25 protein-coding genes are annotated in these 23,879 nt (G+C 55.1%); 9 read left to right on the forward strand and 16 right to left on the reverse strand.

Annotated features, from left to right (window positions below; translation table 11 throughout):
• Positions 1-43 precede the first annotated feature (43 nt).
• The gene (locus B498_RS06995) at positions 44-304 is read left to right on the forward strand and encodes a YfhL family 4Fe-4S dicluster ferredoxin (protein ID WP_008502177.1); all 261 of its coding nucleotides are present in this window, start codon (positions 44-46) and stop codon (positions 302-304) included.
• On the opposite strand, the gene acpS is transcribed toward B498_RS06995, so the two are convergent.
• The 12 genes from acpS to rseD form a co-directional block, all read right to left on the reverse strand.
• Positions 301-681, reverse strand: a complete 381-nt coding sequence (gene acpS, locus B498_RS06990) for a holo-ACP synthase (protein WP_008502178.1) — start codon at positions 679-681, stop codon at positions 301-303. The genes B498_RS06995 and acpS overlap by 4 nt on opposite strands.
• Complete coding sequence (gene pdxJ / locus B498_RS06985; protein ID WP_008502179.1) at positions 681-1,412, reverse strand: pyridoxine 5'-phosphate synthase; 732 nt, start codon at positions 1,410-1,412, stop codon at positions 681-683. The genes acpS and pdxJ overlap by 1 nt, the downstream gene beginning before the upstream one ends.
• 33 nt (positions 1,413-1,445) lie before the next feature.
• Positions 1,446-2,153, reverse strand: a complete 708-nt coding sequence (recO, locus tag B498_RS06980; protein WP_008502180.1) for a DNA repair protein RecO — start codon at positions 2,151-2,153, stop codon at positions 1,446-1,448.
• 17 nt (positions 2,154-2,170) lie between these two features.
• Positions 2,171-3,076, reverse strand: a complete 906-nt coding sequence (era, locus tag B498_RS06975) for a GTPase Era (protein ID WP_008502181.1) — start codon at positions 3,074-3,076, stop codon at positions 2,171-2,173.
• Positions 3,073-3,753 (reverse strand): ribonuclease III, encoded by a 681-nt coding sequence (gene rnc, locus B498_RS06970; RefSeq protein WP_003860711.1) that lies wholly within the window; start codon positions 3,751-3,753, stop codon positions 3,073-3,075. The genes era and rnc overlap by 4 nt, the downstream gene beginning before the upstream one ends.
• Positions 3,754-3,975: 222 nt before the next feature.
• The gene (gene lepB, locus B498_RS06965; protein WP_008502182.1) at positions 3,976-4,950 is read right to left on the reverse strand and encodes a signal peptidase I; all 975 of its coding nucleotides are present in this window, start codon (positions 4,948-4,950) and stop codon (positions 3,976-3,978) included.
• Between the two features lie 15 nt (positions 4,951-4,965).
• Positions 4,966-6,765 (reverse strand): translation elongation factor 4, encoded by a 1,800-nt coding sequence (lepA, locus tag B498_RS06960; protein ID WP_008502183.1) that lies wholly within the window; start codon positions 6,763-6,765, stop codon positions 4,966-4,968.
• A gap of 184 nt (positions 6,766-6,949) precedes the next feature.
• Positions 6,950-7,426, reverse strand: a complete 477-nt coding sequence (gene rseC, locus B498_RS06955; protein WP_008502184.1) for a SoxR-reducing system protein RseC — start codon at positions 7,424-7,426, stop codon at positions 6,950-6,952.
• Positions 7,423-8,376, reverse strand: a complete 954-nt coding sequence (rseB, locus tag B498_RS06950; protein WP_008502185.1) for a sigma-E factor regulatory protein RseB — start codon at positions 8,374-8,376, stop codon at positions 7,423-7,425. Before rseB ends, rseC begins: the two co-directional genes overlap by 4 nt.
• Entirely contained in the window at positions 8,376-9,026 is a 651-nt protein-coding gene (gene rseA, locus B498_RS06945) for an anti-sigma-E factor RseA (RefSeq protein WP_008502186.1), read from the reverse strand. The genes rseB and rseA overlap by 1 nt, the downstream gene beginning before the upstream one ends.
• A gap of 31 nt (positions 9,027-9,057) precedes the next feature.
• Positions 9,058-9,633 (reverse strand): RNA polymerase sigma factor RpoE, encoded by a 576-nt coding sequence (rpoE, locus tag B498_RS06940; RefSeq protein WP_006176728.1) that lies wholly within the window; start codon positions 9,631-9,633, stop codon positions 9,058-9,060.
• On the reverse strand, positions 9,630-9,713 hold the full coding sequence (gene rseD / locus B498_RS23520) for a rpoE leader peptide RseD (protein WP_223605340.1): 84 nt from the start codon (positions 9,711-9,713) through the stop codon (positions 9,630-9,632). The genes rpoE and rseD overlap by 4 nt, the downstream gene beginning before the upstream one ends.
• Before the next feature lie 343 nt (positions 9,714-10,056).
• Between rseD and nadB the strand changes: the two genes are divergently transcribed.
• The gene (nadB, locus tag B498_RS06935) at positions 10,057-11,676 is read left to right on the forward strand and encodes an L-aspartate oxidase (RefSeq protein WP_008502187.1); all 1,620 of its coding nucleotides are present in this window, start codon (positions 10,057-10,059) and stop codon (positions 11,674-11,676) included.
• Here the strand turns inward: nadB and trmN are convergent.
• Positions 11,661-12,398: a tRNA(1)(Val) (adenine(37)-N(6))-methyltransferase TrmN gene (gene trmN, locus B498_RS06930; protein WP_008502188.1), complete on the reverse strand. Its 738-nt coding sequence runs from the start codon at positions 12,396-12,398 to the stop codon at positions 11,661-11,663. The genes nadB and trmN overlap by 16 nt on opposite strands.
• A 132-nt stretch (positions 12,399-12,530) precedes the next feature.
• On the opposite strand from trmN, the gene srmB reads away from it, so the two are divergent.
• A complete protein-coding gene (gene srmB, locus B498_RS06925) occupies positions 12,531-13,859 on the forward strand; it encodes an ATP-dependent RNA helicase SrmB (protein WP_008502189.1) in 1,329 nt (442 codons plus the stop codon).
• Positions 13,860-13,912: 53 nt separating this feature from the next.
• On the opposite strand, the gene grcA is transcribed toward srmB, so the two are convergent.
• Positions 13,913-14,296 carry an autonomous glycyl radical cofactor GrcA gene (gene grcA, locus B498_RS06920; RefSeq protein WP_008502190.1) on the reverse strand — a complete coding sequence of 128 codons (384 nt, stop codon included), beginning with the start codon at positions 14,294-14,296 and terminating at the stop codon, positions 13,913-13,915.
• Positions 14,297-14,609: 313 nt separating this feature from the next.
• On the opposite strand from grcA, the gene ung reads away from it, so the two are divergent.
• Positions 14,610-15,299 carry a uracil-DNA glycosylase gene (ung, locus tag B498_RS06915; protein ID WP_008502191.1) on the forward strand — a complete coding sequence of 230 codons (690 nt, stop codon included), beginning with the start codon at positions 14,610-14,612 and terminating at the stop codon, positions 15,297-15,299.
• Between the two features lie 40 nt (positions 15,300-15,339).
• Here ung and B498_RS06910 read toward each other — a convergent pair whose 3' ends face one another.
• Positions 15,340-16,440 carry a tRNA/rRNA methyltransferase gene (locus B498_RS06910; RefSeq protein WP_008502192.1) on the reverse strand — a complete coding sequence of 367 codons (1,101 nt, stop codon included), beginning with the start codon at positions 16,438-16,440 and terminating at the stop codon, positions 15,340-15,342.
• A 204-nt stretch (positions 16,441-16,644) separates the two neighbouring features.
• Here B498_RS06910 and trxC point away from each other — a divergent pair, with 204 nt between their 5' ends.
• The 5 genes from trxC (at position 16,645) to B498_RS06885 (ending at position 22,366) form a co-directional block, all read left to right on the forward strand.
• Positions 16,645-17,064, forward strand: a complete 420-nt coding sequence (trxC, locus tag B498_RS06905) for a thioredoxin TrxC (RefSeq protein WP_008502193.1) — start codon at positions 16,645-16,647, stop codon at positions 17,062-17,064.
• Positions 17,065-17,133: 69 nt separating this feature from the next.
• Entirely contained in the window at positions 17,134-17,832 is a 699-nt protein-coding gene (gene tapT / locus B498_RS06900; protein ID WP_008502194.1) for a tRNA-uridine aminocarboxypropyltransferase, read from the forward strand.
• A gap of 35 nt (positions 17,833-17,867) precedes the next feature.
• Positions 17,868-20,531: a bifunctional acetate--CoA ligase family protein/GNAT family N-acetyltransferase gene (locus tag B498_RS06895; protein ID WP_008502195.1), complete on the forward strand. Its 2,664-nt coding sequence runs from the start codon at positions 17,868-17,870 to the stop codon at positions 20,529-20,531.
• Positions 20,532-20,641: 110 nt separating this feature from the next.
• On the forward strand, positions 20,642-21,997 hold the full coding sequence (pssA, locus tag B498_RS06890; RefSeq protein WP_008502196.1) for a CDP-diacylglycerol--serine O-phosphatidyltransferase: 1,356 nt from the start codon (positions 20,642-20,644) through the stop codon (positions 21,995-21,997).
• Positions 21,998-22,042: 45 nt separating this feature from the next.
• The gene (locus tag B498_RS06885) at positions 22,043-22,366 is read left to right on the forward strand and encodes a YfiM family lipoprotein (RefSeq protein ID WP_008502197.1); all 324 of its coding nucleotides are present in this window, start codon (positions 22,043-22,045) and stop codon (positions 22,364-22,366) included.
• On the opposite strand, the gene B498_RS06880 is transcribed toward B498_RS06885, so the two are convergent.
• Entirely contained in the window at positions 22,363-23,658 is a 1,296-nt protein-coding gene (locus B498_RS06880; protein WP_008502198.1) for an MFS transporter, read from the reverse strand. The two genes, B498_RS06885 and B498_RS06880, sit on opposite strands and share 4 nt — an antisense overlap.
• Between the last annotated feature and the right edge of the window lie 221 nt (positions 23,659-23,879).

A 23,879-nucleotide genomic window follows, 5' to 3' on the forward strand; every position in this document is an offset into this window, starting at 1 on the left:
GTATAATGCCCGCCCAGTTTGTGTTGTTTCTGAGAATTTCCTGATGGCGCTGTTAATTACCAAAAAATGCATTAATTGCGATATGTGCGAGCCCGAATGCCCGAACCAGGCCATTTCGATGGGCGACAGCATTTATGAGATTAACAGCGACCGCTGCACCGAATGCATCGGCCACTATGAGACGCCGACCTGTCAGAAAGTGTGCCCGATCCCCAATACCATCCTGAAGGATCCGGCACACGTCGAGAGCGAAGAGCAGCTGTGGGATAAGTTTGTCCTGATGCACCACGCGGACAAACTTTAACTTTCGATGATCACCGTTGCGCTAGCATAGTGACGCTCATCCGCGATCGTCACGTGGACGTGATTCACGCCGAGCTTCTCTGCCAGCTTTTGCGCCTCGCCCCATAAACGCAGGCTTGGCTTACCCAGCTCATCGTTAAACACTTCAAACTGGTTGAACGCCAGACCGTTACGAATGCCGGTCCCGAAGGCTTTGGCGGCCGCCTCTTTTACCGCAAAACGCTTCGCCAGAAAACGCACCGGCTGCTGATGCGCTTCCCAGATGGCCCATTCGTTATCGCTCAGCACGCGCCTTGCGAGGCGATCGCCGCTGCGGGCGATCACCGCTTCAATGCGGGCTATTTCCACGATATCGGTGCCTAAGCCCAGAATGGCCATTACTGACGCGCTTCCAGCATCAGGCGTTTCATTTCTGCGACCGCCTCTTTCAGGCCGCTCATCACCGCGCGGCCAATGATCGCGTGACCGATGTTCAGCTCGTGCATTTCCGGGATGGCGGCAATGGCCTTCACGTTATGGTAGGTCAGGCCGTGACCGGCATTGACCTTCAGACCCAGGCTCGCCGCGTAGGTGGCCGCTTTAGCAATACGCTCCAGCTCTTTCGCTTGCTCGGCATCGTTTTTGGCATCGGCATAGCAGCCGGTGTGAATTTCGATATACGGCGCGCCCACGTCGGCTGCCGCTTTAATCTGGGTGAAGTCGGCGTCAATAAACAGCGAAACCAGGATACCGGCATCAGCCAGGCGCTTGCAGGCATCGCGCATTTTGTCGAGCTGGCCGGCCACGTCCAGACCGCCTTCGGTCGTGACTTCCTGGCGTTTTTCCGGCACCAGGCAGCAGAAGTGCGGCTGGGTCTCACAGGCAATCGCCAGCATCTCTTCGGTGACCGCCATCTCCAGATTCATACGGGTGTCCAGCGTCTGACGCAGAATGCGAACGTCGCGGTCAGTGATGTGGCGACGGTCTTCTCGCAGGTGAACGGTAATGCCGTCGGCGCCAGCCTGTTCAGCGATAAACGCCGCCTGAACCGGATCGGGATACGCCGTGCCGCGCGCATTACGCAGCGTGGCGATATGATCGATGTTGACGCCTAACAGTAATTCAGCCATGACAATCCTCGGTTTTCTTTTCGATTCGGTGGTCTAACGTTTCGGCACAAACTGCCTGAATAATTCGCGGCTCTTTAAGGGCTTGCCGCCAAGATACGGCTTGAGGGCAATCCGGGTAAAGCGTTTTGCTGCGCGCAGGGTATCCTGATCGGGAAACTCGCGCTCATAAAGCGCCCTGAGCTGACGCCCGGTAAAGGTGCTGTTGTCGATCACGACGCTGGCAATGAAGCCTTTTTCTTCGCGGTAGCGGTAGGTCATGGTGTCTTCCACTTCGTCACCGCTGCCCGCACAGTGCAGAAAATCGACCCCGTACCCAAGATGGCCCAACAGCGCCAGCTCAAAACGCCGCAGCGCAGGCTCGGGCGTACCGGTTGCGCCAGCCAGCGCCTGGATACAGTGGAGATAATCAAAGAAAAGTTCAGAGAAGCGGGTCTCATGTTCAAGAACGCGTGAGATGAGTTCATTGACATACAGACCGCTGTAGAGCGTGATGCCGGAGAGAGGAAGCGCCAGGGAGACGGCTTCGGCGCTGCGCAGGGTTTTGACTTCCCCTCGCCCACCAAAGCGGACCAGCAACGGCGTGAAAGGCTGTAAGGCACCTTTCAGGTTAGAACGTTTGGAACGTGCGCCTTTTGCAACAAGGCGCACGCGGCCCGACTCTTCCGTGAAGACGTCCAGCATCAGGCTGGTTTCGCTCCAGGGACGACTATGCAGGACAAAGGCGCGCTGCCATCCATCCATATGCTCGTCGTCTTGTGTTACTGGTCTTCGCCGTAACCGAGGCTGCGCAGAGCACGCTCATCATCGGCCCAGCCAGATTTCACTTTCACCCACAGTTCAAGGTGAACCGGCGCTTCGAACATCTCCTGCATGTCCTTTCGGGCTTCGATGCCGATGGTTTTGATCTTGGCGCCTTTATTGCCGATCACCATCTTCTTCTGCCCTTCACGCTCAACGAGGATCAGGCCGTTGATGTCGTAGCCGCCGCGCTCGTTGCTCTGGAAACGCTCGATCTCCACCGTCACAGAGTACGGCAGTTCAGCGCCCAGGAAACGCATCAGCTTTTCACGGATGATTTCAGACGCCATAAAGCGCTGAGAGCGATCGGTGATGTACTCTTCCGGGAAGTGATGAATCGCTTCCGGCAGATGTTTGCGCACGATGCCCGCGATGGTATCCACGTTCAGACCCGTCTCCGCAGACAGCGGAACGATGTCGAGGAAGTTCATCTGGCTACCGAGCCACTGCAGATGCGGCAGCAGATCGGCCTTTTCCTGCACGTTGTCAACTTTGTTGACGGCGAGGATGACCGGCGTTTTGCCGTCGCGCAGCTTGTTCAGCACCATCTCGTCGTCCGGCGTCCAGCGGGTGCCTTCCACAACGAAAATCACCAGCTCCACGTCGCCAATCGAGCTGCTCGCCGCCTTGTTCATCAGACGGTTGATGGCACGCTTCTCTTCCATGTGCAGGCCCGGGGTATCGACGTAGATCGCCTGATACGCGCCTTCAGTATGGATACCGACGATGCGGTGACGCGTGGTCTGCGCCTTACGCGAGGTGATAGAAATCTTCTGCCCAAGCAGATTATTCAGCAGAGTAGATTTGCCGACGTTCGGACGTCCGACGATGGCAATAAATCCGCAATAGGTCTTTTCTTCGCTCATTCCAGCTCCAGCATTTTTAACGCCTGTTCGGCGGCAGCCTGTTCAGCCTTACGACGGCTTGAACCTGTGCCCACCACCGGTTCACTCAGGCCACTGACCTGGCAATGGATGGTAAATTCCTGATCGTGCGCTTCGCCACGAACCTGCACCACCAGATAAGATGGCAGCGGCAGATGACGGCCCTGCAAATATTCCTGCAGACGCGTTTTGGGATCTTTTTGTTTATCGCCCGGGCTGATTTCGTCCAGACGGGTCTGATACCAGTTCAGGATCAGCTTTTCGACGGTCTGGATATCGCTGTCCAGGAACACACCACCAATTAATGCTTCGACCGTATCGGCAAGAATAGATTCACGACGGAAGCCGCCGCTTTTCAGTTCACCCGGCCCAAGACGCAGACATTCGCCCAGCTCAAATTCGCGCGCGATTTCCGCAAGGGTATTACCCCGAACCAGCGTGGCACGCATGCGGCTCATATCACCTTCATCCACGCGCGGGAAACGATGATAAAGCGCATTCGCAATCACGAAACTTAAAATAGAGTCGCCTAAAAACTCGAGACGCTCATTATGCTTGCTGCTGGCACTGCGGTGGGTTAATGCCTGTTGCAACAACTCCTGATGATGAAAAGTGTAGCCCAGCTTCCGTTGAAGCCGATTAATTACGATGGGGTTCATGCGATACCAATAAATGAATGCGTCAAAAATGCAGCACACGAAACCGACCTGAGAAAACCAACGCGGTTTCGTGTGCCGTGGCACCCTTGCAGGGCCAACCTTAAACTTCGGGGGAATATTCTATACACAACGACAGGGGATGTCGTTAGTTCGAAGAGATTTATCGGTGAAATAATTCATGTAGCCGCGTTAATTCGCGGCTACACGTTCATTTAGTGAGAATTAATGGATTCCGCCAATACGATTCAGGCGTACGCCGGTCGGCCATTCGCCTTCCTGCTTCTCAAAACTCATCCAGATTGCGGTCGCTTTACCGACCAGATTCGCTTCCGGCACAAAGCCCCAGTAACGGCTGTCCGCAGAATTATCGCGGTTGTCACCCATCATGAAGTAATGGCCTGGCGGTACAATCCAGCTTGCCAGCTGCTGGCCCGGCTGACGATAGTACATACCCACTTGATCCTGCGCGATTGGCACGGTGAGGATCCGGTGCGTCACGTCACCCAGCGTCTCTTTGCGCTCAACCAGACGAATACCGTTATCTTTGGTTTCGCCTTTCGGTACCTGGAAGAATCCGCTGCTCGCTTCGCCACCGTTGTGACGGGCAAAGGTCTGCACAAAATCACTTGGCTCAACGTTCGAGTAAGTGATTGGCAGCGCGTTTTCACATGCAGTACCGGAGCTGCAGCCTGGCTGAACGGTGACTTCTTTCGCAACCGGATCGTAAGTCACTTTGTCACCCGGCAGACCTACCGCGCGCTTGATGTAGTCCAGGCGCGGATCTTCCGGATATTTGAACACCACGATGTCGCCACGTTTCGGATGACCGGTCTCGATCAGCGTTTTCTGGTAGATTGGATCTTTAATGCCGTAGGCAAACTTCTCTACCAGAATAAAATCACCAATCAGCAGCGTTGGCATCATTGAACCTGATGGGATCTGGAACGGTTCGTAAATAAACGAACGTACCACCAGCACAATCGCCAGCACCGGAAACACCGAGGCGCCCGTTTCCAGCCAGCCCGGTTTCGGACCGACCTTCTTCAGGGTTTTCGCGTCAATACCATCGCCAGTGGCTGCCTGTGCGGCAGCCTGACGTTCACGACGTTTTGGGGCGAAGATAAACTTATCCAGACACCACAGCAGACCTGTCACCAGGGTAGCAATGACCAGGATCAGGGCAAACATGTTCGCCATGCCAACTCCTTAGGGTTATTTGCCGTCTTTACCAACATGAAGGATGGCAAGGAATGCTTCCTGCGGCAGCTCGACGTTACCGACCTGCTTCATACGCTTCTTACCTTCTTTCTGCTTCTGCAGCAGCTTTTTCTTACGGCTGACGTCACCGCCATAGCACTTCGCCAGAACGTTTTTACGCAGCTGTTTCACGGTAGAACGCGCGATAATGTGGTTGCCAATGGCCGCCTGAATCGCGATATCGAACTGCTGACGCGGGATCAGATCTTTCATCTTCTCAACCAGCTCGCGGCCACGGTATGGCGCATTGTCGTTGTGGGTGATCAGCGCCAGCGCATCCACACGCTCGCCGTTGATCAGCACGTCCACACGCACCATGTTGGAGGCCTGGAAGCGTTTGAAGTTGTAATCCAGTGACGCATAGCCACGGGAGGTGGACTTCAGACGGTCGAAGAAGTCGAGTACCACTTCCGCCATCGGGATTTCGTAGGTCAGTGCGACCTGGTTACCGTGGTAAACCATATTGGTCTGCACGCCGCGCTTCTCAATACACAGCGTAATGACGTTACCGAGGAATTCCTGCGGCAGCAGCATGTGACATTCGGCAATAGGCTCACGCAGCTCGTGAATATTGTTCAGCGGCGGCAGCTTGGACGGGCTGTCGACGTAGATCACTTCTTTCGAGGTGGTTTCAACTTCATACACTACCGTCGGCGCGGTGGTGATGAGGTCCAGATCGTATTCACGCTCCAGACGTTCCTGAATGATCTCCATGTGCAGCAGGCCGAGGAAGCCGCAGCGGAAGCCGAAGCCCAGCGCCGTTGAGCTTTCTGGCTCGTAGAACAGGGAGGCATCGTTCAGGCTCAGCTTGCCAAGCGCATCACGGAAGTTTTCGTAGTCGTCAGAGCTGACCGGGAACAGGCCCGCGTAAACCTGCGGTTTCACCTTTTTAAAGCCTGGCAGCGCTTTTTCTGCCGGGTTACGCGCACCTGTCAGGGTATCGCCCACCGGCGCACCGAGGATGTCTTTGATGGCGCACACCAGCCAGCCTACCTCGCCGCATGTCAGCTCGGTACGGTCAACCTGTTTTGGCGTGAAGATACCCAGACGGTCGGCGTTATAGACCTGTCCGGTACTCATAACCTTGATTTTGTCGCCTTTGCGCATGGTGCCGTTTTTAATACGCACCAGGGAGACAACGCCCAGATAGTTATCGAACCAGGAGTCAATAATCAGCGCCTGCAGCGGGGCATCCGGATCGCCTTCCGGGGCCGGAATATCACGTACCAGACGTTCCAGAACGTCGGTCACGCCGACGCCGGTTTTCGCAGAGCAGCGCACGGCATCGGTCGCGTCAATACCGACAATATCTTCAATCTCTTCCGCGACGCGCTCAGGATCGGCGGCTGGCAGGTCAATCTTGTTCAGAACCGGCACAACTTCGAGATCCATTTCCATCGCGGTGTAGCAGTTTGCCAGGGTCTGGGCTTCTACGCCCTGCCCGGCATCGACTACCAGCAGCGCGCCTTCACAGGCCGCGAGCGAGCGTGAAACCTCATAGGAGAAGTCAACGTGGCCTGGGGTGTCGATAAAGTTCAGCTGATAGGTTTCGCCATCAGCCGCCTTGTAATCCAGCGTGACGCTCTGCGCCTTGATGGTGATACCGCGTTCGCGTTCCAGGTCCATGGAGTCCAGAACCTGGGCTTCCATTTCACGATCAGACAGGCCACCGCAAATCTGGATAATACGGTCAGACAGCGTCGACTTACCGTGGTCAATGTGAGCAATGATCGAAAAGTTACGTATGTTCTTCATATAGTTAAATAATTATGCCTTACGAATTCCTGGAGGCCGCTGTTCTTAGCCTGACGTTTTTCAGTGCGAAAACGCAGCATTCTACACTACATCTCCGCTACCTGGAAATGGACTTAGCGCCAGGTATAGCGTGAAGAAAGGACGTTTTCTGTTTTAAGACGTAAAAATGACAAAGCCCGATGAATCACCGGGCCTCAGAAGAGAGCGTCTCAACGCGAAGCTGGTCTGGCGCCAGCCCAACGCTGAGAATGACAGGCTGCCACTCCTCGCGCGCGGCAAGCGTCGGGGAGAGGCCTTTGGCAAGCCAGAATCCCCCCAGACCACCTAATGCGGCACCGCACATGGCGGCACCGTCGGTGCCAAACAGCATCTGGAAAACGCCGCCCATGATAAACAGCCCGAGCAGCGGAGAGAGGTAGACCAGCATGGCGGAGCTAAGCAGACTGCCTTCCGCGATGCCGAGTTCAACTTTCTGCCCGGCCATCAGCGGCTGTTCGCTCGGCACAGAAATCGTGTGCGAGGTTTGCGGCCCGAGCTTATTCAGCACGCGGCTGCCGCAACCGGCTCGGGATGCGCAGCTATTGCATGAGGCTTTTACATCGCAGCTCACCAGCGCAATGCCGTTTTGCCACGAGACTACCGTCGCCCATTCTTTGATCATTGTGCGGCCCTGAATTTAATGCTGTCGGAGATGCGCTTCGCCGTTTGCGGAGGAAGTTCCCCCACAATGGTGATCTCTGCATTATCGCGTACCGTTGTGCTCACCGTACGGCGCCCGGTACGCAGAATTTGTTCAGTGCTGTTTGCCGTTGCGCGATTGATATTCACCGAGAAGCTGAACAAACCATCGGAATAGAGGCGTGATTCCACCGGCGTTTCAATCGTTGGCAGCTGGCGACGGCTGCTGGACACTTCGCTAAATCCTTGCGGGATCCAGGCAGGTACCCAGTTGAAATTAACGGAATCGCCTGCCGGAACGGAAAGCAGCGGCGGCAGGCTGGCCTTAGCCAGATTCTGCATGCTGTTGCCAACCTGGTTGTTCACGCTAAAGGAGATAACGCGGAACTGTTCCAGCGTTTCACCGTCACGGTCAAGCAGGTCTACACGCATGGGGAGTTTGGTTTCCGCGTCAATCCAGACAATATAGCTGTAGCGCGTTCCATCCCGGGCGACAACGCGGATCACCTCACACAGTCTGTCCGCAATACGCGTACGCCCTACCGAAATAAAATCGTAGTAAGGGGCAAGCCGTTTGAAGTCGGTGTAAATGAGTGACGGCAGGGAATCAACGATATAGTCGCCATTCAGCGTGAAAGGCTCCAGGCCGGGTTCGAAATAGCTGATTTCGTTACCACGCTGGACAACTTCCCGACGCGGGCCATCCATCTGTAAAAGCTGGGCGAGCGGCTGATTATCAAGACGGGCATGGCGATAGCGTAACGACTCGACGCCCTGCTTATTGATGCTGATAAATGCCAACTCGTAATTGAGTGACTGGCTGGCCAGATTCATTTGCTGCAACAACGCCCCGGATGATACATCAGCCGAGGCGTTGGCAGAGAAGAACAGGCTACCCGCCATCAGAGACATGGCGAACCAAAGTTGCTTCATTACTGCGATTGCGTTCCTAAAGTTTGGTTTCCGGGCACCTGCACAGCAGCTTGCTGTGTCTGCGCCTGCTCAAACTGAAGCTGTTCAGAGTGCAGACGACGCTGCAACTCGTAATCCTGCAACATCGCATTAATGCGACGGCGCTGCTCCTGAACCTGCTGTTGCTGGCCGCCGCTGGCGGAAGCATCAGCCGGTACGCCCAGGCTTACCGGGCTGGCTTTGCCCATCATCGGCAGTGTGTTAAACACTGGCGCTTCTGGCTGCTGATTAGTTTCAGACTGAGTATTATAGTGCTGGACGCCAACGATAACTGCAAGCGATACGCATGCAGCCACACCCATTTGGGTAAGCTGGCTGGCCCACGGACGCACCTTTTGCCAGAATGGCATTTTCTGCCACTGGTGAGGTGCGGGTTGAGCTTCAGGAATCAGCGGAGTGGTCTGATGAACAGGCTCATTCTCAATCGCCGCCATGACGCGGGCTGAGATATCGAAATGGAGAACCTCGCCGGTGTCACCGCGAAGAGTGTCACGGATGAGATGGTAACTCTCCCAGGTCTCTTGCATTTCGGGAGAATGAGACAGCTCGTTGAGCAGCTCACTATCCACCGTTTCACCATCCATTAAAGCGGAAAGTTTTTCTTTCTGCATGCCTAATACCTTTTCCAGTATCCCGCTATCGTCAACGCCTGATAAGCGGTTGAACTTTATTATCAATAGCTTCTCGCGCACGGAAAATTCGTGAACGTACCGTGCCGACCGGACAATCCATGATAGCGGCTATCTCTTCATAGCTCAGACCATCCAGCTCCCGTAACGTAATTGCCATGCGTAAATCTTCCGGGAGCGACTCGATCGTGCGAAAAACGATTTGTCTCAGTTCTTCTGACAACATTAAGTTCTCAGGGTTCGAAATTTCTTTCAATGCGCCGCCACTTTCGAAGTTTTCGGCGTCGATTGCGTCCACATCACTAGAAGGCGGACGACGGCCCTGAGCGACCAGATAATTCTTTGCCGTATTGACCGCAATACGGTACAGCCAGGTATAAAAAGCACTATCTCCCCGGAACGAATCCAGCGCGCGATAGGCCTTAATAAAAGACTCTTGCACCACATCAGGCACATCGCCTGACGGTACATAGCGGGAAACCAGGCTCGCCACCTTATGCTGGTAGCGCACCACCAGTAAGTTAAAGGCTTTCTGATCTCCCTTCTGGACCCGTTCAACCAGGACCTGGTCCGTTAACTGCTCGCTCATCCGAGGTAATGTCTCCCCAAACCTAAATTCCACGCGTTATCGAAACGCCACTCTAAAAATACCGCACTTTGAGCAAGCACCGAATTAGAGTGTCTGATCTTCAATAAGTTCCGTAACGCCTTTGTTTTTGTTCATCGCGCCGCAGACTGTTCATTTTCTCTCATTATAAGTCTGTTCACGATACGCACCACTTTCTGACAAGAAACATCTTTTTCCCGCCAGAAGAGTAACGCAACCCAGTCTTTATTTCATCACAAAATCTGACGCTAACGATCTGCTTCGCAAAATAATTTCACTCATTTACCCTCCGTTTACCTCCGCTTACGCGTTTAGCCATTGCAACACCCGTTAAAAAAAACGTGCGATAAATCGCACTCAGGTGCTATTCTGAGCCAACACTGTTTAGTAAATTAAACAACAATCATGAACACAACACCTGAACTCCATTGTGATGTACTGATCATCGGCAGCGGCGCTGCCGGTCTCTCTCTGGCGCTACGCCTGGCCGAGCATCAAAACGTTATCGTTCTGAGTAAAGGGCCGATAAGCGAGGGTTCCACGTTTTATGCCCAGGGCGGGATTGCCGCCGTGTTTGATGAGACAGACAGCATTGCCTCCCACGTCGACGATACGCTGATTGCCGGGGCCGGGATCGTGGATGCGCACGCCGCAGAGTTTGTCGCCAGCAATGCCCGCCATTGCGTGCAGTGGCTCATCGACCAGGGCGTCTTATTCGATACGCAGGTTCAACCCAACGGTGAAGAGAGCTACCACCTGACGCGCGAAGGCGGTCATAGCCACCGCCGCATCCTGCACGCAGCGGATGCCACCGGAAAAGAAGTGGAGACCACGCTGGTCGGCAAGGCGCTGAGCCATCCTAATATTCGGGTGCTTGAACGAAGCAATGCCGTTGATCTGATTATCTCCGACAAGATTGGCCTGCCGGGCACGCGTCGCGTGGTGGGCGCCTGGGTGTGGAACCGCAATAAAGAGAAGGTGGAAACCTGCCAGGCGAAGGCTGTGGTGCTGGCTACGGGCGGCGCCTCTAAAGTGTATCAGTATACCACGAACCCGGACATTGCCTCCGGAGACGGTATCGCGATGGCCTGGCGCGCCGGCTGCCGGGTGGCGAACCTTGAGTTCAATCAGTTTCATCCAACCGCCCTGTTCCATCCTCAGGCGCGCAACTTCCTGCTGACGGAAGCCCTGCGCGGCGAAGGCGCCTATCTGAAACGCCCTGACGGCACCCGCTTTATGCCGGACTTTGACGCTCGTGGCGAACTGGCCCCGCGCGATATCGTTGCCCGCGCCATCGACCATGAAATGAAGCGTCTTGGCGTGGACTGCATGTATCTTGATATCAGCCACAAGCCAGCAGAGTTTATTCGTCAGCACTTCCCGATGATTTACGAAAAACTGCTCAACCTTGGCATCGATTTAACCCGCGATCCGGTACCCATTGTGCCAGCCGCCCACTACACCTGCGGTGGGGTGATGGTTGACGATCATGGGCGTACCGATGTGGATGGTCTTTATGCTATTGGTGAGGTCAGCTATACCGGACTTCACGGCGCGAACCGTATGGCCTCTAACTCACTGCTGGAGTGCCTGGTTTACGGCTGGTCTGCCGCAGAAGACATCACGAAACGCATGCCCTACGCCCGCGAAACAGAGCGCCTGCCTGCCTGGGATGAAAGCCGCGTGGATAACCCGGACGAGCTGGTCGTGATCCAGCACAACTGGCATGAGCTACGGCTGTTTATGTGGGATTACGTGGGGATTGTGCGCACCACGAAACGTCTGGAACGCGCCTTGCGCCGCATCACTATGCTGCAGCAGGAAATTGACGAGTATTATGCCAATTTCCGCGTATCGAATAATCTGCTGGAGCTGCGCAACCTGGTGCAGGTTGCCGAGCTAATCGTTCGCTGCGCGATGATGCGTAAAGAGAGCCGCGGGTTGCACTATACCCTGGACTACCCGGATCAGCTTGCTGAATCCGGCCCGTCGATCCTCGCCCCGCAGGTTTACATAAACAGATAAAACGCCTGGGTCAGGGCAGTGTAATCTTCGGAATAACGCTGGTCTGCCCCACGGATCACCATTCGATCGTTAAAGCATTCCCCCTCTTTCGGCGAGAGCGCCAGCAGCACGCGGTGCGGCAGTCGGCCTTCCGTATCCGAAATGTCGGTACGCAGACGTAACGTCCAGCCGATCTCCTGCGCGATACCGATGAACGTGTTGCCCGTACTCTCAGGCAGGACCACGCAGAAAAAACCCTCTTCGGAGATAAGCTCGGCCGCGCTAGTGAGCAGCGCTTTATGATCGAGGGAACGGGTATAACGCGCCTGTTCGCGCTCGGGTGTCCCGCACTCAACGCCGGGCTCGTAGTAGGGAGGGTTGCTGACGATCAAATCGTAACGCGCGGTTTGTTCAGGCGCCCAGGCGAGCACATCCGCACATTCCACTTTCATGCGGGCTGCCCAGGGCGATTCGGCCATATTGTCACTCGCCTGCTCTGCCGCCTCCGCGTCCAGTTCGACGGCATCAATGGTGACATGCTCGTCCGTGCGCTGCGCCAGCATCAACGCCACCAGCCCGCTGCCGGTACCGATATCAAGAATACGCTTAACCCCTGCGACAGGCGCCCACGCTCCCAGTAAAATACCGTCTGTACCGACCTTCATGGCACAGCGATCGTGAGCGACAAAAAATTGTTTAAACGTAAAACCATCGCGGCGCAGTTGCGCTTTGAGTTGAGACATGTCGGGGCAACCTTCTAAGTGAAACTGGAGTAGCATAGGGGAAAGCGAAGTGGCCGAAAAGCGATATCCGTACAAACAGATGAAGATTACAGCCGTAACGTCTATAATCAGCGCCCCACACAGAGGTAGAACATGACTGTAACGACTTTTTCCGAACTTGAACTCGATGAAAGCCTGCTCAATGCACTTGAGAGCAAAGGCTTCACACGCCCGACCGCCATTCAGGCAGCGGCCATTCCGCCTGCGCTTGAGGGCCGCGATGTGCTCGGTTCTGCGCCAACCGGTACGGGGAAGACTGCAGCCTATTTGCTGCCTGTGTTGCAGCATCTGCTCGACTTCCCACGCAAAAAATCTGGCCCGCCGCGTATTTTAATCCTGACGCCGACGCGCGAACTGGCCATGCAGGTGGCCGATCACGCGCGTGAACTCGCGGCAAATACCCATCTGGATATCGCTACCATCACCGGCGGCGTTGCGTATATGAACCACGCCGAAGTGTTCAGCGAAAACCAGGACATCGTCGTTGCGACGACAGGCCGCCTGCTGCAGTACATTAAAGAAGAGAACTTCGACTGCCGCGCGGTTGAAACGCTGATCCTCGACGAAGCCGACCGTATGCTGGACATGGGCTTCGCACAGGATATCGAGCATATTGCGGGTGAAACGCGCTGGCGTAACCAGACGATGCTGTTCTCTGCCACCCTTGAAGGGGAAGCGATTAAAGACTTCGCAGAGCGTCTGCTGGAAGATCCGGTAGAAGTGTCGGCGACGCCGTCCACCCGTGAGCGTAAGAAGATCCACCAGTGGTACTACCGCGCGGACAACCTTGAGCACAAGGTCGAATTGCTCAAACACCTGCTGAAGCAGGAAGATGCGCTGCGCACAATCGTGTTTGTGCGTAAGCGCGAGCGCGTGCACGAGCTGGCAGAAATGCTGCGTAACGCCGGGATCAACAACTGCTATCTCGAAGGCGAGATGGCGCAGATCAAGCGTACCGAAGGCATTAAGCGCCTGACCGATGGCCGCGTTAACGTGCTGGTTGCCACAGACGTGGCCGCTCGCGGGATCGACATTCCGGACGTCAGCCACGTCATTAACTTCGATATGCCGCGCAGCGGCGATACCTATCTGCACCGTATTGGCCGTACCGGCCGCGCGGGCCGCAAAGGGATTGCGATTTCACTGGTCGAAGCGCATGACTACCTGCTGCTGCAGAAAATTGGCCGCTATGTTGATGAGCCGCTGAAAGCGCGGGTTATTGATGGCTTGCGCCCAACCACACGTGCGCCGAGTGAAAAAATGACGGGTAAACCGTCCAAGAAAGCGCTTGCGAAACGTGCTGAGAGAAAAGAGAAAGAAAAAGAGAAACCGCGCGTGAAGCAGCGTCACCGCGATACCAAAAATATTGGTAAACGCCGTAAGCCAAGCTCTGCCGCATCAGAGACAAAAACGGAAGAGTAAAAAAAAGCCGGGGACAATCCCCGGCTTTTTTATTCACCCCCGTAGCTGAAGCCTTACAGGCTTTCAGTAAAGGTACGCGCGATAACGTCGCGCTGCTGTTCTGGGGTCAGAGAGTTGAAGCGTACCGCATAGCCGGACACGCGAATGGTCAGCTGCGGGTATTTTTCTGGGTGCTCAACCGCGTCCATCAGCGTTTCGCGGCGCAGTACGTTTACGTTCAGGTGCTGACCACCTTCCACGCGCACTTCCGGTTTCACTTCCATTGGAATTTCACGGTACTCGATTTCGCCCAGTTTGCTCACCGGCACGATTTCATCTTCAGCAAAACCCGCTTTCGCGACGACACAGCGCGCTTCGTTTTTCTCGCTGTCCAGCAGCCAGAAAGAGTTGAGCAGATCGTCATTTGCAGCTTTAGTAATCTGGATACCTGTAATCATGTGTTGCCTCCCTAGGCTACATTAACTGATGTCGGCCTCTCGCGGCCAATTGGTAAAACCATTGTTTCTTGTGTGTATATATATCATTCACACCTCGGTGATTTATTGATTTAAATCAACAAAAACACCAACCACATAAAGAGTGTGGTTTGAATTTATTGCTTTAGATCAATTTTATAACCTTACCAATTCAATTTATCCTGCACATTTTCAACATAAATTTAGCCACTTAGCGCACATTTCGGCGTGGAATTTTGCTCACCGGGCTTTAGCAGGTAAGCTAGTCAGAGATTGAGATTCGCAGGAGAGCGAGATGACGACACCTTTAACCTGGCATGACGTGCTGGCAGAAGAAAAGCAGCAGCCCTATTTTATCAATACGCTCAACACCGTTGCGGCTGAGCGTCAGTCCGGACAGACGATTTACCCACCGCAGAAAGATGTGTTCAACGCCTTTCGCTACACCGAACTGAGCGATGTGAAAGTGGTCATTCTGGGCCAGGATCCCTATCACGGTCCGGGCCAGGCGCATGGGCTGGCATTTTCCGTACGTCCGGGCGTGGCGATCCCCCCTTCTCTGCTCAATATGTATAAAGAGCTTGAAGGAACCGTGCCCGGGTTTACCCGACCAAACCACGGCTACCTGGAAAGCTGGGCGCGCCAGGGCGTGCTGTTATTGAACACGGTACTCACCGTGCGGGCCGGCCAGGCGCACTCGCATGCCAGCCTGGGCTGGGAGACGTTCACCGATAAAGTCATCAGCCTGATCAACGAACACCGTGAAGGGGTCGTGTTTTTACTCTGGGGATCGCATGCGCAGAAGAAAGGGGCGATTATTGACCGCCAGCGTCATCACGTGTTGAAAGCGCCGCACCCGTCACCGCTGTCTGCACATCGCGGTTTCTTTGGCAGTAATCATTTTGTTCTGGCGAACGAATGGCTGGAAAAACATGGCGAAACGCCAATTGACTGGATGCCTGTGTTACCGGCAGAGAGCGAGTAGTATTTGAATGTGCCGGGTCAGGCCCGGCACATGAAGAGGCTTATGCCTTATTCTGACGCCACCATTCGGCCAGCAGTACGCCGGTTGCAACGGATACGTTCAGACTTTCCACATTGCCTGTCCCATCGATTGAGACGCTCAGATCCGCACTGGAGAGCGCTGCATCAGACAGACCATCGCGTTCCTGACCCAGCACCAGCACCATCTTGCGTGGCAGCGTCGCTTTAAACAGCGGCGTACCGGCATGGCTCGAGGTAGTCACGATGGAATAACCCGCTTTACGGAACTGCTCAAGGGCATCCAGCACGCTATCGCCGGTGATCGGCTGTACGTGCTCGGCTCCTCCTTCCGCAGTACGGATCGCGGCGCCGGATTCCAGCAGCGCGGCATCCTGCAACAGTACGCCTTTCACGCCAAAGTGCGCGCAGCTACGCATCATCGCACCCAGGTTATGCGGGTTGCCCACATCTTCCAGCGCCAGCACGCAGTCATCGGCATCCGCCTGACTGACCCACTGCTGCACGGTGGTGCCGTTACGTTTTTTGATCAGGAAGCAGACGCCGCCGTGGTGCTCGGTACCGGATGCTTTGGTCAGCTCGGCATCATCAACCACGTGGTAGGCTTTGCGGTTTGCCGCCATCCAGCGCAGCGCTTCTTTAAAGCGCGGGGTTACGCTCTGAATAAACCAGGCGCGGACGATACATTCAGGACGGCTCTGGAACAGCGCCTGGCAGGCGTTCTCGCCATACACGCGGGTCTCTTCCGCACGCTGACGGCGCAGCACTTCCGGGTCGATAAAGCTTTTACCGCTGATACCGCCGTGATCGGCCTTTTCTGGCGTTTCGTCGCCAGGTGCACGAGAAACGGTGCGCCACGGGGAGGCGTTATCACGTGAGAAGTCATCCCGCGGACGGTCATCGCGTTTGCGATCGTCACGCTTGCGGTCATCACGTTTGCGGTCATCACCGCGGTTGTTTCTGTCATCGCGGGCGGGGCGACGGCCACCGTCTGCACGAGAAGACGCCGGACGCCCGCCACCTTTTCCGGTACGCGGATTTTGGGTGCGTTTATCAGAGTCATCATCACTGCGGACATACATCACTTTGACCTTGCCGCTTTTGTTTTTCATTTCGTCGTTCATGCTTTTCTCCACCAGCGCTGCGCGAAGCGCGCAGATTACCCGATGTGCCAGCGCATAGCCATAATTTCGTACAAAAGCCTGTGACTATTGTTCTCATTGAATAAAACGCATTGTTGTTTCAAACAGGCTCATTGATAATATGTAACATATTAGAAACATTATCGGCGTCTTGCCGCTGTCCCACGGCTCTATCAGAGGTTAGTTATGAATACCGTATGTGCCAACTGTCAGGCTCTTAACCGCATTCCGGACGATCGGATTGAAGATGGTGCGAAATGCGGACGTTGTGGCCATGAATTGTTTGATGGCGATGTCATTAACGCGACGGGTGCTACGCTGGACAAACTCCTCAAGGACGATCTGCCTGTCGTAGTGGATTTCTGGGCGCCCTGGTGTGGCCCATGCCGAAGCTTCGCGCCGATCTTCGAAGACGTGGCCGAAGAACGCAGCGGGAAAATACGTTTCGTTAAGGTCAATACTGAAGCTGAACCTGAACTGAGCGCCCGTTTTCGCATTCGCAGCATCCCGACGATTATGATTTTCAAAAAGGGTGAAGTGGTCGACGTGCTCAACGGTGCGGTGCCTAAAGCCCCGTTTGATAGCTGGCTTAACGAATCACTGTAACATTCACGGGGCACATCTTGTGCCCCGTTCCCGCCTCTGCGAAAATAGGGTTTTTCCTGCATTTCGCCCATGACTGATAACGCTGTTCTTCAATTACGCGCCGAACGCCTTGCGCGCGCCACCCGTCCGTTCCTCGCGCGCGGAAACCGTATTCGCCGCTGTCAGCGTTGCCTGCTGCCGCTGAAGGTTTGCCTGTGCGAGACGCTGACCCCAAGTTCGGCACAGAGCCGTTTTTGTCTGGTCATGTTTGATACCGAGCCGATGAAGCCCAGCAATACTGGTCGCCTGATTGCCGATATTCTGCCGGATACCGCGGCGTTTCAGTGGTCCCGCACGGAGCCCCCTCAGGCCCTGCTCGACTTAGTGGCAAGCCCGGACTATCAGCCGATGGTCGTTTTCCCCGCGTCATATGCAGGTGTCGATCGTCAGGTGCTTTCGACGCCGCCATCCGGTAAACCGCCGTTGTTTATTATGCTGGACGGCACCTGGACCGAAGCGCGAAAAATGTTTCGCAAAAGCCCTTATCTCGACGCACTGCCGGTGATTTCTGTCGATCTTTCCCGCGTCTCCGCCTACCGCCTGCGTGAAGCGCATGCTGACGGGCAATACTGCACCGCCGAAGTGGCCATTGCGCTTCTGGATCTGGCGGGTGATACCGCTGCGGCTGGCGCCCTGGGCAACCATTTCTCCTGTTTCCGGGAACGCTATCTGGCGGGAAAAACCGTTCATAAGGGCAGCGTCACAGCAGCCGAGACGGAAAGCGTTTAAAATCATCAGGTCGCTTGCATTCACAGGAGGCCTGCATGAGCCAGCGAGGGTTAGAAGCGCTACTTCGTCCTAAATCCATTGCCGTCATCGGCGCATCAATGAAACCGGATCGTGCTGGCTATCTGATGATGCGCAACCTGCTGGCCGGAGGATTTAATGGACCCGTCATGCCCGTCACGCCCGCGTATAAGGCAGTTCAGGGAGTGCTTGCATGGCCTGATGTACAGAGCCTGCCTTTCGTACCGGATCTGGCCGTACTGTGTACAAACGCGAAACGGAATCCGGACCTGCTGGAATCGCTCGGCAAGAAAGGCTGTAAAACCTGCATTATTCTCTCGTCTCCGCCTGAACAGAAAGCCGAGCTTCTGGCCTGCGCCAGCCGCTATCAAATGCGCATTCTGGGGCCAAACAGTCTGGGCCTGCTCGCCCCCTGGCAGGGCTTAAATGCCAGCTTCTCTCCGGTACCAATCCGCAAAGGCAAGCTCGCGTTTATCTCGCAGTCGGCAGCGGTATCGAACACTATCCTCGACTGGGCGCAGCAGCGTGAAATGGGATTCTCCTACTTCATTGCTCTCGGCGACAGTCTGGATATCGACGTTGATGAGCTGCTGGATTTTCTGGCACGCGACGGTAAAACCAGTGCGATCCTGCTTTATCTTGAGCACCTCAGCGACGCGCGTCGTTTTGTCTCGGCTTCGCGAAGCGCGTCGCGCAATAAGCCGATCCTGGTAATCAAAAGCGGGCGCAGCCCTGCGGCTCAGCGTCTGCTGCAGTCGCATTCCGGCATGGATCCCGCCTGGGACGCCGCTATTCAGCGCGCGGGTTTGCTGCGGGTACAGGATACGCACGAGCTTTTTTCCGCCGTTGAGACGTTAAGCCATATGCGCCCGTTGCGCGGCGAGAAGTTAATGATTGTCAGTAACGGCGCCGCCCCTGCCGCACTCGCGCTGGATGAGCTGTGGCGGCGCTTCGGCAAGCTGGCCACGCTGAGTGAAGAGACGCTGCAGCGCCTGAAAGACGCGCTTCCGACCAGCGTGACGCCCGGCAATCCGCTTGATTTACGCGATGACGCCAGTAGCGACCGCTATATCAGGGCCATTTCCATTTTGCTGGATAGCCAGGATTTCGACGCGCTGATGATTATTCACTCCCCCAGCGCGGTCGCGCCGGGCAGCGAAAGCGCGCGCGCGCTCATTGATGCCGTGCGCAATCATCCGCGAGGCAAATATGTCACCCTGCTCACCAACTGGTGCGGTGAGTTTTCTTCGCAGGAGGCGCGACGCCTGTTCAGCGAAGCCGGACTGCCAACCTACCGCACGCCGGAAGGCACCATAACCGCGTTTATGCATATGGTGGAATATCGCCGCAACCAGAAACAGCTCCGCGAGACGCCGGCGTTGCCCGGGAATTTGACGGCCAATACCGTTGACGTTCACCGGCTGTTGCAGCAGGCGATTGAAGAAGGCGCGACGTCGCTGGATACGCATGAGGTCCAGCCCATTCTGGGCAGCTACGGGATGCAGACCCTGCCGACCTGGATCGCCAGCGACAGCGCTGAGGCCGTGCATATTGCCGAGCAGATTGGCTATCCGGTTGCCCTGAAGCTGCGTTCGCCGGATATCCCGCATAAGTCTGACGTTCAGGGGGTGATGCTCTACCTGCGGACGGCGGCAGAGGTGCAGCAGGCAGCCGATGCCATCTTCGATCGGGTCAAAATGGCCTGGCCGCAGGCAAGGATCCACGGCTTGCTGGTGCAAAGCATGGCTAACCGCGCAGGCGCTCAGGAGTTACGCGTGGTGGTCGAACACGATCCCGTTTTCGGCCCGCTCATCATGCTGGGTGAAGGCGGCGTGGAGTGGCGCCCGGAGGAGCAGGCCGTCGTGGCGCTACCGCCGCTGAACATGAACCTGGCGCGTTATCTCATCATCCAGGCGATTAAAAGCAAAAAGATCCGCGGCCGGAGCGCGCTGCGTCCGCTTGATATTGCCGGGCTAAGTCAGTTCCTGGTGCAGGTCTCTAACCTTATTGTGGATTGCGCCGAGATCCAGCGGCTGGATATTCATCCGCTGCTCGCCTCCGGCAATGAGTTTACGGCGCTGGACGTGACCCTGGATATCGCGCCCTTTGAAGGAGACAGAGAGAGCCGTCTGGCGATCCGCCCGTATCCCCTGCAGCTGGAGGAGTGGGTTGAGATGAAAAATGGGGAACGCGCCTTGTTCCGCCCTATTCTGCCGGAAGATGAGCCCCAGCTGCGGGCCTTTATCTCTCAGGTCACAAAAGAGGATCTTTATTATCGCTATTTTAGCGAAATCAACGAATTTACCCACGATGATTTAGCCAATATGACCCAGATCGACTACGATCGAGAAATGGCGTTTGTTGCCGTTCGTCGCGCCGATGAGGGTGATGAGATCCTCGGCGTCACGCGTGCCATTTCTGACCCGGATAACGTCGATGCGGAGTTTGCCGTGCTGGTGCGCTCCGATCTTAAAGGTCTGGGCCTGGGAAGACGACTGCTGGAAAAACTCATCAGTTATACGCGAGATCACGGATTGTTACGCCTTAATGGCATTACTATGCCTAACAATCGCGGTATGGTGACCCTGGCGCGAAAACTTGGGTTTGACGTTGATATTCAGCTGGACGAAGGTATTGTTGCCTTATCCCTCAGTCTGACATCAGCAGACAAACGCGAGTAAGCTACTGGAAATGTTACCCACTTTGGACGGGACTGGTGGTATCATTGTCCGCTTATGTTGTTTGCATAGTACAGACAACCCTTCAATGAACAGAGAAGAAACGCACTGTGATGTTGTCAAAATTTAAGCGTAATAAACATCAACAACACCTTGCTCAACTACCGAAGATTTCTCAGTCAGTTGATGATGTAGAGTTCTTTTACGCTCCCGCTCATTTTCGGGAGACGCTTCTGGAAAAGATTGCCAGCGCCACGCGACGCATTTGCATTGTGGCACTGTATCTTGAACAGGATGAAGGCGGGCGCGCGATCCTGAACGCGCTCTATGAAGCCAAACGTCAGCGTCCGGAACTGGATGTTCGCGTGCTGGTAGACTGGCATCGCGCCCAGCGTGGCCGTATTGGCGCTGCAGCATCAAACACCAATGCTGACTGGTATTGCCGCACGGCGCAGGAAAATCCTGGCGTTGACGTGCCTGTTTATGGCGTCCCGGTGAATACCCGTGAAGCGCTCGGCGTTCTTCATTTCAAGGGGTTCATCATTGATGACAGCGTGCTTTACAGCGGCGCCAGCCTCAATGATGTCTACCTTCATCAGCTCGATAAATATCGCTATGACCGCTACCATCTGATCCGTAATCCGCAGATGGCCGATATCATGTTCAACTGGGTTGATAAAAATCTGGTTCATGGCCGCGGTGTTAATCGTCTTGACGATCCCGAGCGTCCGAAAAGCCCGGAGATCAAAAACGATGTTCGCGCCTTCCGCCAGGAGCTGCGCGATGCGGTCTATCATTTCCAGGGCAATGCGAACAACGAAGAGTTATCCGTTACCCCGCTGGTAGGGCTCGGCAAATCAAGCCTGCTGAACAAAACGATTTTCCATCTGATGCCGTGCGCGGAGCAGAAACTGACTATCTGCACGCCGTATTTCAACCTTCCTGCCGTGCTGGTGCGTAATATCATTCAGCTGCTGCGCGAGGGTAAAAAAGTGGAAATCATCGTGGGTGATAAAACGGCAAATGACTTCTTCATTCCCGAAGATCAGCCGTTCAAAATCATTGGTGCGCTGCCTTATCTCTATGAGATTAACCTGCGTCGTTTCCTGAGCCGCTTACAGTATTACGTCAACACTGACCAGCTGGTTGTGCGTCTCTGGAAAGATGAAGACAATAGTTACCATCTCAAAGGCATGTGGGTCGACGATGAGTGGATGCTGCTGACAGGTAACAACCTGAACCCGCGCGCATGGCGACTGGATCTGGAAAACGCTATCCTGATTCATGACCCGCAGCATGAGTTAGCCGCCCAACGTGAACGCGAGCTGGAGCTGATTCGCACCCATACGACCGTCGTGAATCACTACCGCGAACTGCAGAGCATTGCCGATTATCCGGTAAAAGTTCGCAAGCTTATTCGCCGCTTACGTCGTATCCGTATCGACCGACTTATCAGCCGTATTCTGTAATATCCAGGCCCTGTCACCCGCAGGGCTTTTTTATGGAGCCCGTTGATGCGTATTCCTCTGGTACTGAGTGTGCTCTTCCTGAGTGGCTGTAGCCATATGGCTAACGATAGCTGGTCCGGACAGGACAAAGCACAGCATTTCCTCGCTTCCGCGATGTTGTCCGCAGCCGGTAATGAATATGCCCAGCACCAGGGATACAGCCGGGATCGTAGCGCGGCGATCGGGTTAATGTTCTCAGTAGGTCTTGGGGCATCAAAAGAACTGTGGGATAGCCGCCCCGCAGGGAGCGGCTGGAGCTGGAAAGATTTCGCCTGGGATGTCGCCGGCGCAACGACCGGCTATGCCGTATGGCAGATGGCGCGCTATTAAAGTCGAATGCCTTTCCCTTTGCGATGCAGCATCAGGGAGACAACAAACGCCAGTGCCCCCATTCCCGTTACGTACCAGAAGAATGTCGTTTCGCTTCCCCATGATTTAAGCGACAGCGCGACGTACTCCGCCGATCCGCCAAACACCGCGTTGGCTACCGCATAAGAGAGCCCTACCCCTAACGCACGGACCTGCGCCGGGAACATCTCGGCTTTCAATATCCCACTGATGGAGGTATAGAAACTGACAATCACCATCGCCACCATCACCAGCGCAAAGGCGGCATACGGTGAAGAGACATGCTGAAGCGCTGTCAGAATGGGAACGGTACATAATGCCGATAATCCGCCAAAAATGAGCATTGAGGTACGTCGGCCAATTTTGTCCGAGAGCGCACCGACGATCGGCTGTATGAGCATAAAGACAAACAGCGCCGCGGTCATGACCACACTGGCGACATTGGCGTGCATGCCGGTGGTATTCACCAGGTACTTTTGCATATAGGTGGTGAAAGTATAAAAACTGAGAGAGCCGCCCGCAGTGAAGCCCAGCACCATGAGGAAAGCTTTGCGGTTACGCCATAACCCTTTGAATGTTCCCGCCTCCTTCAGCATCCGGACCTCTTTCTGAGAGGTTTCATCTAACTGACGGCGTAGCCAAAGTGCGACAATCGCCAGCACTGCCCCCATTGCGAAAGGAATTCGCCATCCCCAGGCATGTAGTTGTTCGTCCGTCAAAATCTGCTGCAGGATCACCACCACAAGAATGGCCAGCAGTTGACCGCCAATCAGCGTGACGTACTGGAATGAGGCGTAAAAACCTTTACGGCCTTCCAGTGCAATTTCGCTCATGTAGGTCGCACTGGTACCGTATTCACCGCCCACCGATAATCCCTGAAATAAGCGGGCCAGCAAAAGCAGCGCCGGTGCCCAGGTGCCAATCGATTCATATCCCGGTAAGCAGGCGATCACCAGCGAGCCAAAGCACATCATACACACCGAGATCAGCATCGAGGCCTTACGCCCTCGACGATCCGCAATACGGCCGAACAGCCAGCCCCCGATGGGTCGCATTAAAAATCCTGCGGCAAAAACCCCAGCCGTTTGTAGCAGCTGTGTAGTGGTGTTGCCGGATGGGAAGAAAATATGTGCGAAGTAGAGTGAACAGAATGAGTAGACGTAAAAGTCGAACCATTCAACCAGATTCCCTGAAGAGGCGCTGATGATTGCCCATACCCTTCTTCGGGTATCACTGTGAGCCAGCGTCCCGTGTGATGTCATGCTTTCTGTCATTGTGATTATGCTCCTGCCATAAACTGCGGCGTATTGAGCCAGAAGGCTCAATAACCTCGTAAATGAAATGTTATAATTTTGTTATAAATAACATTGCGACAGGGATCACACATTCCATTAGCAGGATAAGGGATTAAGAGAAAGGCCAGGATGGAGATAAAAGCAAAAAACCCCGCACCTTCCGGTACGGGGTTCTTCTAATTGATGCCTGGCAGTTCCCT

This window comes from Enterobacter sp. SST3, from assembly GCF_000286655.1.
Taxonomy (GTDB): domain Bacteria; phylum Pseudomonadota; class Gammaproteobacteria; order Enterobacterales; family Enterobacteriaceae; genus Enterobacter; species Enterobacter roggenkampii.

Bases quoted from the DNA above. Each gene is read 5' to 3' on its own strand.
- B498_RS06995 (WP_008502177.1), top strand. From the start codon at position 44: ATGGCGCTGTTAATTACCAAAAAATGCATTAATTGCGATATGTGCGAG.
- acpS (WP_008502178.1), bottom strand. From the start codon at position 681: ATGGCCATTCTGGGCTTAGGCACCGATATCGTGGAAATAGCCCGCATT.
- pdxJ (WP_008502179.1), bottom strand. From the start codon at position 1,412: ATGGCTGAATTACTGTTAGGCGTCAACATCGATCATATCGCCACGCTG.
- recO (WP_008502180.1), bottom strand. From the start codon at position 2,153: ATGGATGGATGGCAGCGCGCCTTTGTCCTGCATAGTCGTCCCTGGAGC.
- era (WP_008502181.1), bottom strand. From the start codon at position 3,076: ATGAGCGAAGAAAAGACCTATTGCGGATTTATTGCCATCGTCGGACGT.
- rnc (WP_003860711.1), bottom strand. From the start codon at position 3,753: ATGAACCCCATCGTAATTAATCGGCTTCAACGGAAGCTGGGCTACACT.
- lepB (WP_008502182.1), bottom strand. From the start codon at position 4,950: ATGGCGAACATGTTTGCCCTGATCCTGGTCATTGCTACCCTGGTGACA.
- lepA (WP_008502183.1), bottom strand. From the start codon at position 6,765: ATGAAGAACATACGTAACTTTTCGATCATTGCTCACATTGACCACGGT.
- rseC (WP_008502184.1), bottom strand. From the start codon at position 7,426: ATGATCAAAGAATGGGCGACGGTAGTCTCGTGGCAAAACGGCATTGCG.
- rseB (WP_008502185.1), bottom strand. From the start codon at position 8,376: ATGAAGCAACTTTGGTTCGCCATGTCTCTGATGGCGGGTAGCCTGTTC.
- rseA (WP_008502186.1), bottom strand. From the start codon at position 9,026: ATGCAGAAAGAAAAACTTTCCGCTTTAATGGATGGTGAAACGGTGGAT.
- rpoE (WP_006176728.1), bottom strand. From the start codon at position 9,633: ATGAGCGAGCAGTTAACGGACCAGGTCCTGGTTGAACGGGTCCAGAAG.
- nadB (WP_008502187.1), top strand. From the start codon at position 10,057: ATGAACACAACACCTGAACTCCATTGTGATGTACTGATCATCGGCAGC.
- trmN (WP_008502188.1), bottom strand. From the start codon at position 12,398: ATGTCTCAACTCAAAGCGCAACTGCGCCGCGATGGTTTTACGTTTAAA.
- srmB (WP_008502189.1), top strand. From the start codon at position 12,531: ATGACTGTAACGACTTTTTCCGAACTTGAACTCGATGAAAGCCTGCTC.
- grcA (WP_008502190.1), bottom strand. From the start codon at position 14,296: ATGATTACAGGTATCCAGATTACTAAAGCTGCAAATGACGATCTGCTC.
- ung (WP_008502191.1), top strand. From the start codon at position 14,610: ATGACGACACCTTTAACCTGGCATGACGTGCTGGCAGAAGAAAAGCAG.
- B498_RS06910 (WP_008502192.1), bottom strand. From the start codon at position 16,440: ATGAACGACGAAATGAAAAACAAAAGCGGCAAGGTCAAAGTGATGTAT.
- trxC (WP_008502193.1), top strand. From the start codon at position 16,645: ATGAATACCGTATGTGCCAACTGTCAGGCTCTTAACCGCATTCCGGAC.
- tapT (WP_008502194.1), top strand. From the start codon at position 17,134: ATGACTGATAACGCTGTTCTTCAATTACGCGCCGAACGCCTTGCGCGC.
- B498_RS06895 (WP_008502195.1), top strand. From the start codon at position 17,868: ATGAGCCAGCGAGGGTTAGAAGCGCTACTTCGTCCTAAATCCATTGCC.
- pssA (WP_008502196.1), top strand. From the start codon at position 20,642: ATGTTGTCAAAATTTAAGCGTAATAAACATCAACAACACCTTGCTCAA.
- B498_RS06885 (WP_008502197.1), top strand. From the start codon at position 22,043: ATGCGTATTCCTCTGGTACTGAGTGTGCTCTTCCTGAGTGGCTGTAGC.
- B498_RS06880 (WP_008502198.1), bottom strand. From the start codon at position 23,658: ATGACAGAAAGCATGACATCACACGGGACGCTGGCTCACAGTGATACC.